Below are 15,989 nucleotides of genomic sequence, written 5' to 3' on the forward strand. Positions count from 1 at the left end.
TCGCTGGACGATAGGCAGAGGCGCAATGGGCGAGGCGGTAGAGCGTCGTCAAGCGCCGGACTGCCCGAACTTCCGCCGCTGCGGAATTAGACTAGGAGCTTGCTGGATGGGGTGCAGCCTTGAGGCACCCTTAGCTGAGGTAGGAACCAAACCCAGGACGCTTCACTAAAAGAATTCAGAGAGAAATATGATCTATGTCGTTTTTGGTGCGGTGGTCGCGCTATTCATCTCCTTATGCATCATGGCAATCGGGTACCTAGTCCACCTTTCAGCTAAGCAGAAAGTGCTTTCTCCATACCGTTTCTTAGTCGTGATGGTTTTACTAGCACCCGTTTTTCTGATCTACGACATACTCAACGATGAGATGTGTAGTGGCCTTTTCAATTATGCGGTCAGCGGTTACTTAATTACCGCAGTCATCATCTGTTCTCTATGGCGCATCGTTGCGGATGACCTCAGCGAAGCGTGGGAGTAGGAGCGGTCGTTAGGAGAGAGTGTGTATCCAGTGCTTCCCGCGAGGTATTTATACAAGGCGGTTCGCCCGATCCCGAGCCTGCGGGCGACTTCCGCTTTGGGCACACCATCAGCTATCCACCCCGGGACTGGGCAACCTGGGCGTCGTTAAGCACCTTCGCCCGCCCCTTGTATACCCCGCGCGTCTTCGCTCGGACGATGCCCTCGGCCTGGCGCTCCTTAATTAGGTCTCCGCGATCCGCATCTCCGCGCCAGCGTTTTTCGCGGCGGCGGGTCTGTCGCTTGCGAACCGGCTTTTGGACCTGGCCACGATGGTCTTCGCCGTGTGGGCCGTGGCCGGCCAGGGCGTGCCGCTTGCCGGGGTGTGCCTGGCGTTCATCATGACCAAGCTGGCCGGCTCAGCCCAGGTCACGCCCGGCGGTCTCGGCACAGTGGAGCCGGTGGCGGTGGGCATGCTGGTCGCCGCGGGGCTGCCGCTGGCCCACGCCACGGCGGCGACGGTGGTGTACCGGGCCGTGTCGTTTGTGCTCATCACCGCGATCGGGTGAGTCGTCTACGCGGCGGTGTACGCCGGGCGCGGGTTCATGGCCGGGCGCCCGGCCGCTGGCGAAGCCGTTTGAGCTTGCGTGACGTTTTATCTTGCGCACGGCGCGCAACTTGGGTCTATGGTGACAAGACATGAGCGTTTCCAGGATGTTTTACGGACGCAGCGTGGATTTTGAACGCGTCGTGCCCATCGGCTGGCACGCGCACGAGGAGGGGGTTGCCACACTCCTGGATAGCTTCCGGCGGGTGCCAGACGGCCAGCGGGTGCGCCTGGCCAAGAAGACGTCGAACCTTTTCCGTTCCCGCGACGCGGAGAGCGCCGGACTCAACGTGGATGGCCTGCGCGGCGTCATCGCCGTCGACCCAGTGACAAAAACCGCCGACGTGCAGGGCATGTGCACCTACGAAGACCTAGTCGACGCGACCCTGCCGTACGGCCTCGCGCCACTCGTGGTGCCGCAGCTGAAAACCATCACGCTCGGCGGCGCCGTCTCCGGCATGGGCGTGGAGTCCACCTCCTTCCGCAACGGCCTGCCGCATGAATCCGTGCTCGAGATGGACGTGCTGGTGGGCACCGGCGACGTCGTCACCTGCTCGCGCGAGGACAACGTTGCACTCTTCCGCGCGTTCCCAAACTCGTACGGCTCACTAGGCTACGCGGTACGCCTCACCATCGAGCTCGAGGAGGTCGCGCCGTTCATCGAGCTCCAGCACGTGCGTTACAACGACCTGACGGCCTTCCAGGACGCTCTGGCCGACGCCGCCGCCGCAGGTGAGTGGGGCGGGCGCGCCCTGCACGGCCTCGACGCCGTCGCGTTCTCCCCCACCGAGCAATACCTCGTCTGCGCCTTCCAGGCGAGCGAGGCGCCGGAGACCTCCGACTACACGCGCGACGCCGTGTACTACCGCTCGCTGCAGCACCCGTCGGGCGTGCACCACGACTTCCTCACTATCCGCGATTACATCTGGCGCTGGGACACCGACTGGTTCTGGTGCTCCCGCGCCTTCGGCACCCAGAACCCCAAGGTGCGCAAGTTCTGGCCGCGCGAGCTGCGTCGCAGCGCGTTCTATTGGAAGCTCGTGGGCCTGGACAAGAAGTACGACCTTGAGTATCGGTTCCTGAAGAAGCCGAAAGGCCTGCCGCGCACCGAGCGCGTCGTGCAAGACATCGAGGTGCGCGACACGCAGATCGCCGAGTTCCTCGACTGGTTCTTCAAAGCCAGCGATATCCAGCCGGTTTGGCTGTGTCCGATCCGGCTGCGGGACGGCGTCGATACGCTCGCTGGCGTCGGCCTCGACGAAGAGGCGCCGTGGCCGCTCTACCCCCTCGAGCCGGCGACGACGTGGGTGAACGTCGGCTTCTGGTCCGGCGTCCCGGAGGTGGAGCCGGGGGCCTTCAACAAGGTCATCGAGCGGAAGGTCTCAGACCTCGGCGGGCACAAATCCCTGTACTCCGAGGCGTTCTACGACCGCGCCGAGTTCGAGCGCCTCTACGGCGGGGACCTGCCGGAGCAGATGAAAGCCCAGTACGACCCGGACCGGCGCTTCCCGGGCCTCTATAAAAAGACAGTGGAAAACGCGTAGGAGAATGGCAATGCAGATGACCGTGGCGGATATCGTCGACACCCTCTTCCCCTCTGGCACCCCGTTCAAGTGGGAAGCTTTCGACGGCTCATCAACGGGACCGGCGGACGCCAAGCACACCGTGAAGGTGAACAGCCCCGGGGGCCTGTCCTACATAGTCACCCACCCCGGCGACGTCGGCCTCGCCCGCGCCTGGGTCACCGATGGCCTGGCGGTTGAAGGTGCGCACCTCGCGCACCCGTACGACGTCTTCGATGACATGCGCACCCTCTACAACAACTACAAGCGCCCGAACCCGCGCGAGCTCGTCCGCATCGCACGCTCCCTGCGCTCCATGGGCGCACTGCAGATCCAGCCAATCCCGGGGGCGGAGCAAGCGTCCTGGCTCGAGCGCACCATCCGCCAGGGTCTCGCCCCGCACTCGAAGGAACGCGACGCCCAGGTTATTTCGTCCCACTACGACGTGGGCAACGACTTCTACGAGCTGTTCCTCGGCGACTCCATGGCCTACACCTGCGCCTACTACCCCACCCCGGACGCCACACTCGACGAGGCGCAGGAAAACAAGTTCCGCCTCGTCTTTGAGAAGATGAACCTTAAGCCCGGTGACAAACACCTCGACGTCGGCTGTGGCTGGGGCTCCATGGTGCGTTACGCAGCCCGCCAGGGCGTGAAGTCACTCGGCGTCACCCTGTCGAAGGAGCAGGCCGAGTGGGCGCAGGCGAAGATTAAGGAGGAGGGCCTCGAGGACCTCGCGGAGGTGCGCTTCTTGGACTACCGCGATGTCACCGAGACCGACTTCGACGGCATCTCTTCGATCGGTCTGCTGGAACACATCGGGGTGAAGAATTTCGCCTCGTACTTTGAGTTCCTCGCCGGCAAGCTGCGCCCGGGTGGCGTGATGGTAAACCACTGCATCACCTACCCGGACAACCACAAGACGCCGCAGGGCGACTTCATCAACCGCTACATCTTCCCGGACGGCGAGCTCACCGGCTCCGGCACGATCATTTACGAGATGCAGGACCACGGCTTCGAAGTCTTCCACGAGGAGAACATCCGCTTCGACTACATGCGCACGCTGCACGACTGGTGTGAGAACCTCAAGGCCAATTGGGACGAGGCAGTCGCGCTCGTCGGCGAGAACACCGCTAAGTTGTGGGGCATGTACATGGCGGGCTCCGAATGGGGTTTCGAGCACGACGTCGTGGAGCTGCACCAGGTCGTGGGCATCAAGCTTGCTAGCGACGGCTCCCGCGCCGGCACACCTGAGCGCCGGTGGTGGAACGACTCGGTGTTCTAGAGTGGCTGGCATGAGCAACACCATCTCCAAGCCCTACGCCATCGCCGCCGACTACGTCGCCATCGCCGCCTTCGCCCTCTTGGCGCGCGCGGCGCACCAGTCCGACGACATGCCCTTCAACTTCACCGGCTGGCTGTCCACCCTGTGGCCGTTCGCCCTCGGCGTGACGCTCGGCTGGCTGATTACCCGTGAGAACAAGGGCGGGCTCATCTGGATCATCACCGTGGTCACGGGGCTCGTGATCTGGGGCATCCGCAACGGCGACGTCCCCCACTGGTCTTTCATCGTCGTCGCCACCACCATGAGTGCGCTGCTGATGCTCGGCTGGCGCGGCGTGGCCAAACTCGTGCGCAAGTAGGGCTTTTAGAACCCGATGCCGAAGTTCCAGGCCGGGTTTCCGGTCTGGATGCCATTGATAAACCAGACCAGCATGCTGATCAGGTCGCCGACGATGTCAAGAGTGGAAGAAAGCATGGGGTGAAACCTTACTAGAGGGGACTAATGGTGTGCTTCTTAGGCAGGTCGAATTCCTGCTTGGAGGCTAGCTGGCGCAGGGCACGTCGTAAAGCGAGGCGGGTCTGCGACGGTTCGATCATCTGGTCGATGTAACCGCGCTCCGCGGCGACGTACGGCGAGGTCATTTCCTGGTCGTAGAAGTCCATGAACATCTTCTTCATGGCCTCGCGCTGCGCCGGGTCCTCGATGGCGGCGAGCTGCTTGCCCTGCAGCATCACCACCGCCGCCGCCGAACCCATCACCGCGATCTGGGCGGTGGGCCACGCTAGGTTGATGTCGCCGTTGAGGTTCTTCGAACCCATCACCGCGTACGCGCCGCCGTAGGCCTTGCGCACCACCAGCGTGACCTTCGGCACGGTGGCCTCCACGCCCGCGAACGCGAACTTCGCGCCGCGGTGAATCAGTCCCTCGCGCTCCTGCTCCACGCCCGGCAGGTAGCCGGGGGTGTCCACGACGTAGACGATGGGGATGTTGTAGGCGTCGCAGGTGCGGATGAAGCGTGCGCCCTTGTCGGCGGCGTCCGCGTCGATGCAGCCCGCGGCGTACATGGGGTTGTTGGCGACGAAGCCGACGGCGCGGCCGTCGATACGCCCGAATGCGCAGATGAGGTTCTCCGCGTACCCGGACTGGACCTCGACGAGGTCCTCGTCGTCGCCGAGCTGTACCAGCAGGTCCATCATGTCGTAGCCGGCGTTGGTGTCGTCGGGCATGAAGGTGTCCAGCGCTGAGTCGTCGAGCTCCTCGTCCGGCTGCGCGGCGACGACGGGCGCGGCGTCGAACGTGGACGTCGGCAGGTGCGCCAGCAGGTCCTTGACGTAGTCGAAGGCGTCCCCCTCCGTCGCCACAACCGCCTGGATGTTGCCGGCTTGCTCCTGCACGCGCGCGCCACCGAGCTCGGCGGAGGTGATGTCCTCGCCGGTGACCTCGCGGATCACGTTCGGGCCGGTGACGTACATCTCGGACTCGCCGTCCACCGCCACCACGAAGTCCGTGGTCACCGGCGCGTACACGGCGCCGCCAGCGGACTTGCCCAGCATGATGGAGATCTGCGGCACGCGGCCCGACAGCGGCAGCTGGCGCTTCGCGATCTCGGAGTACATGGCCAGCGACGTCACCGCGTCCTGGATGCGCGCGCCGCCGGAGTCCTGGATGCCGATCACCGGGCAGGAGATCTTGATGGCGAACTCCATGACCTCGGTGACCTTGCGCCCGAACGTTACGCCGACTGACCCGCCGTAGACGGTCTTGTCGTGGGCGTACACCGCAACGGGGCGGCCGTCGATGCGCCCGTAGCCGGTGACCACGCCGTCGGAGTAGACGGCGTCCGGGTCGCCGGGGGTGCGGGCGAGCGTGCCGATTTCGACGAAGGAGCCTTCGTCCAGCAGCGCGTCGATGCGCTGGCGCGGGGTGGTGCGCCCGGCGTCGTCGCGGCGCTTCCGGGAGCGCTCAGAGCCCGGGTCCTGTGCCTTGTCCAGGCGCTCGCGCAGGTCGGCGAGTTTGTCTGCGGTACTCATCGCTTCCCCTCAATCCATGCGTTCATATGCTTGCCGACGATCCCCACCGCCGGCTCGTCCACCACCGCGAGGTGGTCGCCGGGTAGGTGGACGATAGTCAGGTCGTCCACGATAGCGCCCCAGCCGCCGTCCTCATCGATGTGCGCGTAGTTCGGCTCGAGCTGGATCGCACCGTCGTGCATGCGCTCGGAGCGGAACAGTAGCACCGGCACCTTCACATCCGCCCAGCGGCTGAAGTCCAGGTGGTTGAGGATCTGGTTGTCCACGAACGACGCCCGCTGGTGCTCGAGCACGCCGGCGGCCAGGCCGTGCTCGGAGGCGTCGGTGGTGGCCAAAAACTCGGTGAGCATTTGCAAAAGCGCGTCTTCGCCAGCGGTTTCCAGCAGCTCGTACGGCACGTCGAACTCGAGACCGTACGTCTCCTTGGCAAAGGCGGCGTAGCGGCCCCAGCGCGCCTTCGTCTCCTCGAGCGTGTCCGGGATCGGCTCGGACGGCTGGGTGGTGTCCAGAAGCGCGATGTAGTCGATCTTGTCGTTGCCCAGCTGGTGCGCGACCTCGTAGGCCAGCGCGCCGCCGAACGACCAGCCGGCTAGGACAACCTTGCGCCCGTCGGCAATGCGCTCAATGTCCTTGACGTACTCGGCGGCGCGCTCCTCCAGGGAGCCCTCGAGGCGCTCCACGCCGTAGACCGGCACGTCGTCGCCGAGCCTGCGCGCGAGCGGCGCGTACACCGACGACGAGCCGCCGGCCGGGTGGAAGACAAACACCGGATTGGCGGTGCCGTCGCGGAAGACGCGGATGTTGCCGTCCACCGGCGTCTCCAGCCCCTCGCGCACGAGGTTCGCCAGCGGCTCGAGCGTCTCAGCACCCAGCACGTCGTCCGCGGTGACCTCGATACCGGAGCGCTCAGTGAGGTGGGCGGCGATCTCGCCCGCCTGCTCCTTGCTAATCGACGGCAACGCCGACGTCACACCAGCCGCCGCCGCACCCGCGTACTTGGCCCAGGCGCCGAAGACCATGCGCTCGGAAGCGTCGCGTGGGGCAACGCCCACGCCCTGGGTCTTCTCGGTGGCCGCGGCCGGGTCGCGTGACTCGTCGTTGTACGCCAGCGGCTGCGGCTCCTCGGATTTGCCGGCGACGGCGTCTTCGACGATGCGGATCACGTCGGCGACGGAGGCGTCGCGAAGCGTTTGCACCTGCAGCGGCGGGATCTGGAAGTCGTTTTCCACACGGTTTTTGATGCGCATGCCCATCAGGGAGTCCAGGCCGAGGTCGATCAGCGGCAGCTCGTCGGGCAGGTCTGCGGCGTCGTAGCCCATGGACTCGGAGACGATGTCGCGCAGGCGGTCCTCGACCGATTCGCCGGAGTTGGGGTCCCAGCGCACCGCGTCATCGGTGTCGGCGGTGTCGGCGGTGTCGGCGGTGTCGGCATCGGCCGATGGTTCGTCGTCACGCGGATGCTCCATGACCCCCTGCACCGGCGCGCGGTCGATGGTGGAAGCGAAGCCCTCTGCCACCAGCGCGGAACCGTCGTACACCTTGACGGACACCCCGCCGAGCGAGGAGGCGACGATGGTGGTCACCTCGCCGTCCGCGGGCAGGTAGCCGTGCTCCTCGGTTGCCACCACGCGTGCGTTCGGCGAGACCTCGGCGGCGGCGGACTCGATGAGTTGGTACGGGCTGAAGATTTGGTCGGCGGCGGTGGAAAACGCCACTTCGCCGCCCGGTAGGCGCACGCGCGAGCCCAAAAGCGACGCGCGCGAGGACGACGGGCGCGCCGGCGTCCAGTGGTCCACCTGCCTGAACATGGTCTTCGGCGCCTGCACCACTTCACCCGCGCCGTAGAACGCGCCGAAGTCCACGCCCATGCCGTTCACGTACAGTTTCGCGGCGAGGTCCAACAGTGATTCCAGCTCGTCCACCTTGCGCTTGGTGGTGTACAGCAGCTGCGCGTCCGGCTTGCCGACGGCGAACGCGGTGTTCATCATGCCCATCAGCGCCACCGGGTTCGGGGTGATTTCCACGAGCGTGGTGTGGCCGGCGTTAAACGCGGCTTCGGTCGCGTCCTGGAAGTACACCGGCTGGCGGGTCATGCGCAGGAAGTACTCATCGTCGTGGACGATTTGGCCGGGCTGGTACACCTCGCCGCGGTCCACGGAGGAAAACAGCGGCACGCGCAAAGGCCGCGCGTTCAGGCCGGCGATTTCGCCGGCGAGGTCGCCCATGATCGGGTCGAGGGCGCTGGTGTGGCCGGCGCCGCGCACGTTGAGCTTGCGCGCGAACTTCTCCTCGGCTTCAAGCGCGGCCACTACGTAGTCGACGGCCTTGCCCGGCCCGCCGACGGTGGTCATGCCGGGCCCCGCGTACACGGCGGGCTCCACACCGGCCGCCTGCTCATGCTTATCGACGAACTCCGCCAACTCCTCGCGGGAGAGCTCCACCACCGCCATGGCGCCTTCCTGCTCAGTGCCGGCGATCATGGCCTCGCCCTCGCCCATCAAGCGGGCACGCGCGGTGGCGACGAGGATGCACTCCTCGGCACTTAAGCCGCCGGCGCCGTAGGCCGCGGCGATCTCGCCCATGGACATGCCCATCGTGGCGGCCGGGGTGATGCCGGCGGCGGCGAGCAGGTCGGTCTGGGCGATCTGGATGGCGGTGATGGTGACCTGGCCGTTTTCGGTGTCGTAGGTCAGCTCGTCGTTTTCGATGATCTCGAGCATGGACCAGCCGGCCTGGAATTTGACCATCTCGTCCAGCTCGCGCATGCGGCGTGCGAACAGCGGGGAGCGCGTGATGAGCTCCTTGGCCATCTTGCGGTGCTGGGATCCGAAGCCGGAGTAGACGAAGACCGGGCCCATCGGGGTGGGCGCGTCTGCGGCGGCGATGCCGGGGCCGATCTTGCCGTCGGCGACCTGGCGCAGTCGGCGCACGGCTTCCTCGACGCCAGTCGCCTGCACGACGGCGGCGGAACGGCCGTGGTTGCGCTTGGCCAGCGAGCGCGCGACGGGGATCAGGTCCGCGTCCGCGCGGCATTCGAGGAAGTCCGCGAGCACGCCGGCGGCCTCCTTGCGACGCGACGGCAGCAGGCCCGACACCGGCAGCGCCGCCACGGAAACGCCCTCGAACGCAGCCTCGGTCTCCGCGGCTTTAAAGTCGTAATCGGCCGGGTCGAAATCGGCCACGACCACGTGTGCGTTGGTGCCGCCGAAGCCGAAGCCGGAAACGCCGGCGACGCGGCGGCCGGAGTAGCGCGGCCACTCGCGCGGGTCCTGGACGACCTCGATGCGCTCGGCGTCGAAGTCCACGTAATGGTTCGGGCCAGAGAAGTTGATGGACTCCGGGATCGTGTCGTGCTTCAGTGCCTGCAGCACCTTGATCAGCGCCACCACGCCGGCGGCGGATTCGGAGTGGCCGATGTTGGACTTTGCCGAGCCCAGCAGCAGCGGCGCGGCCGCCTCGCGCCCGCGGCCGAGCACCTCGCCCAGCGCGGCGGCCTCGATCGGGTCGCCCAAGATGGTGCCGGTGCCGTGCGCCTCCACCAGATCCACCTCGTGCGGGTCCACGCCGGCGTCGGCGTAGGCGCGGCGCAGCACATCCACCTGCGCCTCCGGGTTCGGGGCGGTGAGCCCGTTGGAGTGGCCGTCGGAGTTCGTCGCCGAGCCCTTGATCACGGCCAGCACGTTGTCGCCGTCGCGGATAGCGTCCTCGACGCGCTTGAGCACGACAAAGCCCGCGGCGTCGGCACGCACGATGCCGTCGGCGTCGTCGGAGAACGCGTGGATGCGCCCGGTGGGCGAGATCACGCCGAGCTCGGAAAACGCCAGCGACGCGAACGGGTTAGCCAGGATGTTCACGCCGCCGGCCAGGGCGACGTCGGCCTCGCCGTCGCGAAGTGCGCGCACCGCGTGGTGCACCGACACCAGCGACGACGAGCAAGCGGTGTCGACGTTCATCGACGGACCGCGGAAGTCGAACGCGTACGAGATGCGGTTCGGGATCACGGCCGAGGACGCGCCCGTCAACGCGTAGGGGTGCGCCTCGTTCGGGTCGGCGGCGATGAGCATGCCGTAGTCGTTGTTGGATGAGCCCACGAATACGCCCACCGGCTCGCCGCGCAGCTCGCTGGGCGCCAGGCCGGCGTCCTCGAGCGCCTCCCACGCCACCTCGAGCATGATGCGCTGCTGCGGGTCCATGTTCTGCGCCTCGAGCGGGGAGATACCGAAGAACTCGTGGTCAAAGGACGCGATGCCGTCCATGTACCCGCCGTCGGTGTTTTCCTCGGCCATCTTGGTGCGCACCACAGGGTCGCCCAGGTATTCGTCCCAGCGGAGCGGGGGGAGGGGGCCGGTGGCTAAGCGGCCGTCGATAAGCAGCTGCCAGAACTCGTCGTTGTTTTTCGCGCCTGGGAAGCGCCCCGCGGAGCCCACGATCGCGATGTCGTGGGAGCTCGTTGCTTCTCGACGTTCAACCTCCGGCGCGTCCTGCCTTTGCGCAAGGAGCGCCTTCGCCAGCGCCGTGATGGTCGGGTACTGGTAGGCGACGGTGGGGTCGACCCGCCGGCCGAGCTTCTTTTCCAGCTCGCCGGAGAGGATCACCGCATCGCGGGATGCGAGGCCGTAGGTTTCGAGCGGCGTGGTCGGGTCCACCGAGTCGACGCCGGTGGCGCCCTCGACCCAACTGGTGAGCCACTGGATCAGTTGATGCTCGTTCATAACAGTTCAGAGTATCGCCCATTTTGGGCTTTTCGTTACTCTGCTGCAGCGTGTTCGCGTTCGGTGAACTGCTTCGCGTTGACGCGGCGGGCGATCTTGCCTGCGGTGGAGCGGGCCACCCCGCCCGGCGCACGGAACTCCACGACCTCTGGCGAGATGCCGTGGTTGGTGGTGATGGCGGAGCGGATGGCGTCCTCGGCGGCGGCATCGCCGTCCTCGGTGGCGCCGTCTGCACGCTCAGCGAGGATGATCAGGCGCTCCACGTCGTCGCCCGGCACGGCGAACGCGGCGACGGAGTCCTTGCGCACGTGGTCGGTGGCCTCCATCGCGGTGGCCTCGATGTCCTGCGGGTAGTGGTTGCGGCCCGCCACGACGACGAGGTCTTTCACACGGCCGGTGATGTAAAGGTGGTCATCCAGCACGGTGCCCAGGTCGCCGGTGGCGCACCAGTTGTCCTTGGGCAGGCCGTCCTGGAGGGTGGTTCCGATGGTGTTGCGGAAGGTCGCCTCGGTTTCCTCCGGGCGGTCGAGGTAGCCGGCGGCGACGTTGTTGCCGTTGACCCAGATCTCGCCGATCTCGCCTTCCGGCAGTTCGTTTTTGGTTTCGATGTCCACGATGGCGAAGTGCATCCACTTCACCGGCTGGCCGTTGGACGCCATGGGCACGCCGTCTTCGGCGGGCACCGCCTTGCCCTGCGCCAGCGCTTCGCGGTCGAACTCCACGAACTTCGGACGGTCCTCGGTGCGGTCGGTCGACACCAGCAGGGTGGTCTCCGCCAGGCCGTAGGAGGGGCGCAGCACAGTACGGTCCAGGCCAGAGTCGCCGAACGCGCCGATGAAGGCTTCCACGCCCGGCTTTGTCACGGATTCGGAGCCGATGATGATGCAGTCCACGGCGGAGAAGTCGTACTGGTCGGGCGACTCCGGCGCCGCGTAGCGCGCCGCGAGGTCGAGCGCGAAGTTGGGGATGCAGGTGTAGATGTGGACGTCGGCCGGATCGTCGTCACGCCTCGAAAGCTTGTCTACCCAGCGCTTCGGGTTCTGCAGAAAGTCGCGCGGGCTCATAATATCCAGCGCCTGGCCGAGCACGACGCCGAGAATGGCGACGATGACACCCATGTCGTGGTGCTGCGGCAGCCACGTGGGGATGCGCATCGGGGCTTCGAACCGCAGCGCCTCGTTGATCTGGAGCACGTCGGTGACCAGCGCTTCGTTGGTGATCATCACGCCGGCAGGGTTGCGGGTGGAGCCGGAGGTGTACTGCAAAAAGCAGATGGCGCCGGCGGTGTCCTCGCCCTCGACCGGGGCGATGGGCTGCCAAGACTCCGCGAGCGTGTCCGGCAGGGAGTCCGCGGCGAGGATGCGGGGGCGCTCGGCACCCGGCCGGTCGGCGAAGTAGGCGCGCACGGCCGGGGCGCCGGCGGAGTTGGTCACCACGAGCCGCACGTTGGCGTCGTTAAGCACGGCGCGCAGGTGGGCCTCATGGCCGGGCTCGTTCGGGTCGTACAGCGGCACCGGCACCAGTCCGGCGTACAGCGCGCCCATGAACGCGAAGAGGTATTCGGCGGAGTTCGGAGCCATGATCGCCACGCGCTCCCCCGGCTCGCCCACCTGCGCGAGACGCGCGGCGACGGCTTTGATGCGGGTGTTGACCTGGGTGCGGGTGAACTCGCGGGCCTCACCCTCCGGGTTGGAGGTGTAGTCCCAGTCGCGGATGTTCAACGCGTCACCGCCGCCGGTGGCGAGGTGGGCCTGGTAGATGGTCTCGCTCAGGCGTGGGAGGGTGAAGTGCTCTGGGAGCGCGATTTGGCCTTTGTCGTCGAAAAACTGCGCGATGAGCTGCTGAAGATCCATACCCGTAACTCCTTTGCGGGACAAAACTATTTTGGGCTACAAACTTTCTACCACGTTCTGCACCCAACCTACAGTCCATTCCGGCACGGTGGTCCCGGGAATGACGGCCGGATTGGTCGCGTACATGGCGTGATTGCCGTTCGCCGCGATGAGCGCGTGAGCCCGGTCGATGGCGTTGCCCACGCCCTTCGGCGCGTCGCAGACGGTGTCGTCTGGCGCGCAGATCTCAAACGCGCGGTCCTCCACCAAGCCGAAGCCGCCGGGGCGCGGGCCGGTCATGGTCGCGCCCGGGGTGACCCGGTCCACCAGCGCCTGCAGCGGCTGCATGACAATCTCCGCGCCCACGCCTGCGACCTCGGCGCCGGGGTTGACGCCCACGCCGTTTTCGCGCCGGCCGTCCGCAATCATCACCGCGCCCAGCAGCCGCTCCGGGTCGATCGGCCCTTCGCTATTGCCGATCTTCGACGCCACGTCGCCCACGATCACCGCGCCCTGGGAGAACCCGGCGATGATGAACTTCGTCGACGGGCATGTTTCCGCCACAAACCGCAGCTCGCCGGAAAGCTTCGCGGTACCTTCGGCACGCGAGTCGTCGTACGTCATCTCGGCACGGCCGTGCGCCGTCTGGATGTTCTTGAACTGCGCGGTGTACGGCACCGTGAACACGCGCACGTGGTTGATGTCGTACATCTGCTGCAGCGGCTGGGTGATCGAGAGCATGAAGCTCGCCGGGTTCGCTGCCGGGGCAAACGGGTCATCGTCCGCCGCGGACTCCCAGGTGCCGGGCACGGAGACGAACTCGACCGCGGGGCACCAGTCCGGCTCCGCCGCTTGCGTCTCTGACGGGGAGGCAGGAGCCTCGGACGTTGCCAGCGGGCCGTCCGCCGACGGCAGCCCGGTCTCGCCGGAGCGCCACTGGTAGATCCCGAGTCCGATTAAAGACAGCACCACAATCACTGCGGCGACGACAAATACGTTGCGCGATGTGCGCATGAGCCCAGGCTCCCTTCTGTACTGCTAGGAGCAGAGGTTGGCGCGAGCGGTGTCGCTGATCAGCGCCGCCACGCCCGCCGCGTCCATGTCGGTGCGGCGTTGCTCCACAAGCTGGCCTGCCACCGCGTCGCGGGTGATCAGGTTGTCAGCGCACACCGTAGCGCCGGTAGCTGTGAGCTGGTCTTCAATCCCGTCGACGTTGACTCCGCTTTCCCTTAAGGTGGCCAGGTATGCCTCTTCCTGCGGGGAGAAAGCGCTGGCTTGCTGCGGCACGTCGGTCACCTCGCGGGCCGGCTGATCATCGACGCGTTTGCTTTGCGACGACACCACAGCCGACGACGACGGAGCCTCCGACGTTTCCGACGTTTCCGTCGTTTCTGCAGTTTCCGTAGTTTCCGTCTCGGATTCAGTTTCAGCCTCGGAGGCCACCGTCGGAGTGTCGGTCACGTCGTCCGAGTCCACGGTGGCGCCCCCGCAGGCGGCCACGGCGACGGCGGCAGCGGCCGTCGCAAAGCAGAATGCAACCTTGCGCACTAGTTCTTCCTTACATCAACACGGCCGTTGACCTGCTGGATCGTGCCGTTCTGGAAGTCGATCGTCAGGCCGCCCGCCGGAATCTTCTCCATGTCCTTGACCGGCCAGCCCAGCTCACCCTGCTCGTAGCCGCGCTTGCCCCACTCGTCGAAGATGTCGCCGGTGAGGATGGTGTGCGCGCCGGTGGCCGCGGACCAGTAGATATTGCCGTGCTCGAACGGCTGGAAGAAGCCGCCCTTGACCGCAATCTCGTTGCCGGTCGGGTACCCCAGCTCAGAGGTGGCGGTGCCGATCTCGCCGTACTTCTCCGCGATCGCGCCGTGAACGATGAAGTGCGTGCCGTCCGGGTTGCGGGTGAGGAAGCCGCCCTGGAACTTCTGCACGTAGCCCTGACCCACCTGGTTTGCCTCGGCCACCGGGTACTTCAGGTCGCCGCCCTCGTAGCCGTTCTTGCCCCACGCAGCGAACATGTCGCCCGGGATGGCGTAAGCGCCGGTCTCCGGGGTCCAGTACACCGAACCGTGCTGGAAGTGCACAAAGCGGCCCACACCGTCCGGTGCCGGGGTCTCGCCCGTGACCGGGAAGCCCAGCCAGCCCGCCGGGCCGCCGAGCGCGTTGTACTTGGCCAAGATCGCGCCGAACAGCGCGTGCGCGCCAGTGTCTGGGGACCAGTAGGCGGTGCCGCCGCGGAAGTCCTGGGCCTTGCCCTTTGTGTCCTTGCCCGCGTCGTACTCGTCGTTGACGCAGGAGCCGATCGTGCCGGACTTGGTGGCCTCGGCGATCGCGCCGACCGGGGTGCACTTGGAGCCGCGGTCCGCCTCCGGCACCTCCAGCGCGTTGGCGATGTACGGCCATGCCTGCGCCATCTCGAACTGCCAGTACTCCCAAGAGTGCACACCCGACGGGCGGAAGCGCACAATCGGCTTTACCGCGGTGCGCGAGGCGTAGTCCACGAACGTCTGGGTGGACAGGCGGGACAGCACCTCCAGGCCGATGCCGGCCGGGTTGGCCTGGCCCTTTGCTACGGACTCCGGGTTGCCGAAGTCGTCGCGGCCGGAGCCTGCGGAGACGTAGACCGTCATGTCCTTCAGGTTCTCAATGCCCAGCTTCGGGTCGTGGTCGATCCAGTCCTGCGAGCCCAGCGGACCCCACATCGCTTCCGCGTTGTAGCCGCCGGCGTCCATCTGCGCCGCCTTGATCGCGGTGGGCATGCCGGTGGTGGTGGTGTCCAGGTAGCCGGAGAAGGAGCCGACGAACTTGAACAGGTGCGGGTTGCGCTCAGCCAGGTTGACCGCGGCGGTGCCGCCCATGGACAGGCCCACCACGGCGCGGGAGCCATTGGAGCGGAACTCGTTGTCCAGCACCGGGACGAGCTCCTTGGTCAGGAACGTCTCCCACTTGTAGTGCTTGCCGTTGTTCTCGCGCTGCCAGTCGGAGTAGAAGGAGGACTCGCCGCCCACCGGCAGGATCACATTGACGTTCTTGTCGGCGTAGAACTGCTCGATGTTCGTCTCGATGGTCCAGCCGTTTTCGTCGTCACGCGCGCGCAGGCCGTCGAGCGCCCACACCTCGGGGAACTTCGCGGTCGGGTTGGAGTGCCAGTCGCGCGCCAGCAGGATCTGCACCTGGATCGGGTGGTCCGGCATGGACGGGGAGTTGATAAACACGGCGACGCGGCGGTTGGTGATCCACTCGATGCGGTCCACCTTCACGCCCTCGGGCAGCCCCGGGATCTGCGGGGTGGTCTCCACCTCGATCGGGGTGCGCTTCGGCGGGTCGTGCGGGCGCAGGCCGTCGGAGATGCCGCGGTTCGAAGACATCTGCGAGGACAAGTCACCCGGCAGGCTCGACTGCGCGTTGGCGGGGCTGACAGCGACGGGTGCCAGCGTGAGGGCAAGGGCGGCGGGCAGCACCGCGGCGGCGAGCCGCGTTGGGGTGGTTCGGTTGTCTCGCATGAGTC

General features: G+C 66.6%; 12 protein-coding genes. 5 read left to right on the forward strand and 7 right to left on the reverse strand.

The window, feature by feature from the left end; all coding sequences use genetic code 11:
• The first annotated feature begins 187 nt into the window (after window positions 1-187).
• Window positions 188-475, forward strand: coding sequence for a hypothetical protein (locus tag CAFEA_RS10205; RefSeq protein ID WP_063936981.1), 288 nt, complete (start codon window positions 188-190; stop codon window positions 473-475).
• Here CAFEA_RS10205 and CAFEA_RS11345 read toward each other — a convergent pair.
• Window positions 400-579: a hypothetical protein gene (locus CAFEA_RS11345; RefSeq protein WP_338081006.1), complete on the reverse strand. Its 180-nt coding sequence runs from the start codon at window positions 577-579 to the stop codon at window positions 400-402. The genes CAFEA_RS10205 and CAFEA_RS11345 overlap by 76 nt on opposite strands.
• Before the next feature lie 137 nt (window positions 580-716).
• Between CAFEA_RS11345 and CAFEA_RS10210 the strand changes: the two genes are divergently transcribed.
• The 4 genes from CAFEA_RS10210 to CAFEA_RS10225 all read left to right on the forward strand — a co-directional run bounded on the left by CAFEA_RS10210 (window position 717) and on the right by CAFEA_RS10225 (window position 4,265).
• Complete coding sequence (locus CAFEA_RS10210; protein WP_286131604.1) at window positions 717-1,022, forward strand: lysylphosphatidylglycerol synthase domain-containing protein; 306 nt, start codon at window positions 717-719, stop codon at window positions 1,020-1,022.
• A gap of 130 nt (window positions 1,023-1,152) precedes the next feature.
• Window positions 1,153-2,604, forward strand: a complete 1,452-nt coding sequence (locus CAFEA_RS10215; protein ID WP_063936979.1) for an FAD-binding oxidoreductase — start codon at window positions 1,153-1,155, stop codon at window positions 2,602-2,604.
• A 16-nt stretch (window positions 2,605-2,620) separates the two neighbouring features.
• Window positions 2,621-3,907, forward strand: coding sequence for an SAM-dependent methyltransferase (locus CAFEA_RS10220; protein WP_082855618.1), 1,287 nt, complete (start codon window positions 2,621-2,623; stop codon window positions 3,905-3,907).
• A 10-nt stretch (window positions 3,908-3,917) separates the two neighbouring features.
• Window positions 3,918-4,265: a DUF3054 domain-containing protein gene (locus CAFEA_RS10225; protein ID WP_253704888.1), complete on the forward strand. Its 348-nt coding sequence runs from the start codon at window positions 3,918-3,920 to the stop codon at window positions 4,263-4,265.
• A 130-nt stretch (window positions 4,266-4,395) separates the two neighbouring features.
• Here CAFEA_RS10225 and CAFEA_RS10230 read toward each other — a convergent pair whose 3' ends face one another.
• Genes CAFEA_RS10230 through CAFEA_RS10255 form a run of 6 tightly spaced genes read right to left on the reverse strand, consistent with a single transcriptional unit; the run spans window position 4,396 to window position 15,984 of the window.
• On the reverse strand, window positions 4,396-5,937 hold the full coding sequence (locus tag CAFEA_RS10230; protein WP_063936977.1) for an acyl-CoA carboxylase subunit beta: 1,542 nt from the start codon (window positions 5,935-5,937) through the stop codon (window positions 4,396-4,398).
• Window positions 5,934-10,649: a polyketide synthase Pks13 gene (gene pks13, locus CAFEA_RS10235; protein WP_063936976.1), complete on the reverse strand. Its 4,716-nt coding sequence runs from the start codon at window positions 10,647-10,649 to the stop codon at window positions 5,934-5,936. The genes CAFEA_RS10230 and pks13 overlap by 4 nt, the downstream gene beginning before the upstream one ends.
• 35 nt (window positions 10,650-10,684) lie before the next feature.
• Window positions 10,685-12,502: a FadD32-like long-chain-fatty-acid--AMP ligase gene (locus CAFEA_RS10240; RefSeq protein WP_063936975.1), complete on the reverse strand. Its 1,818-nt coding sequence runs from the start codon at window positions 12,500-12,502 to the stop codon at window positions 10,685-10,687.
• Window positions 12,503-12,538: 36 nt separating this feature from the next.
• Window positions 12,539-13,495, reverse strand: a complete 957-nt coding sequence (locus CAFEA_RS10245) for a cutinase family protein (protein WP_063936974.1) — start codon at window positions 13,493-13,495, stop codon at window positions 12,539-12,541.
• Window positions 13,496-13,519: 24 nt separating this feature from the next.
• On the reverse strand, window positions 13,520-14,029 hold the full coding sequence (locus CAFEA_RS10250) for a DUF732 domain-containing protein (protein ID WP_063936973.1): 510 nt from the start codon (window positions 14,027-14,029) through the stop codon (window positions 13,520-13,522).
• Window positions 14,029-15,984 carry an alpha/beta hydrolase-fold protein gene (locus tag CAFEA_RS10255; protein ID WP_035000230.1) on the reverse strand — a complete coding sequence of 652 codons (1,956 nt, stop codon included), beginning with the start codon at window positions 15,982-15,984 and terminating at the stop codon, window positions 14,029-14,031. The genes CAFEA_RS10250 and CAFEA_RS10255 overlap by 1 nt, the downstream gene beginning before the upstream one ends.
• Window positions 15,985-15,989 lie beyond the last annotated feature (5 nt).

It is taken from the genome of Corynebacterium afermentans subsp. afermentans, assembly GCF_030408355.1.
Lineage (GTDB): Bacteria > Actinomycetota > Actinomycetes > Mycobacteriales > Mycobacteriaceae > Corynebacterium > Corynebacterium afermentans.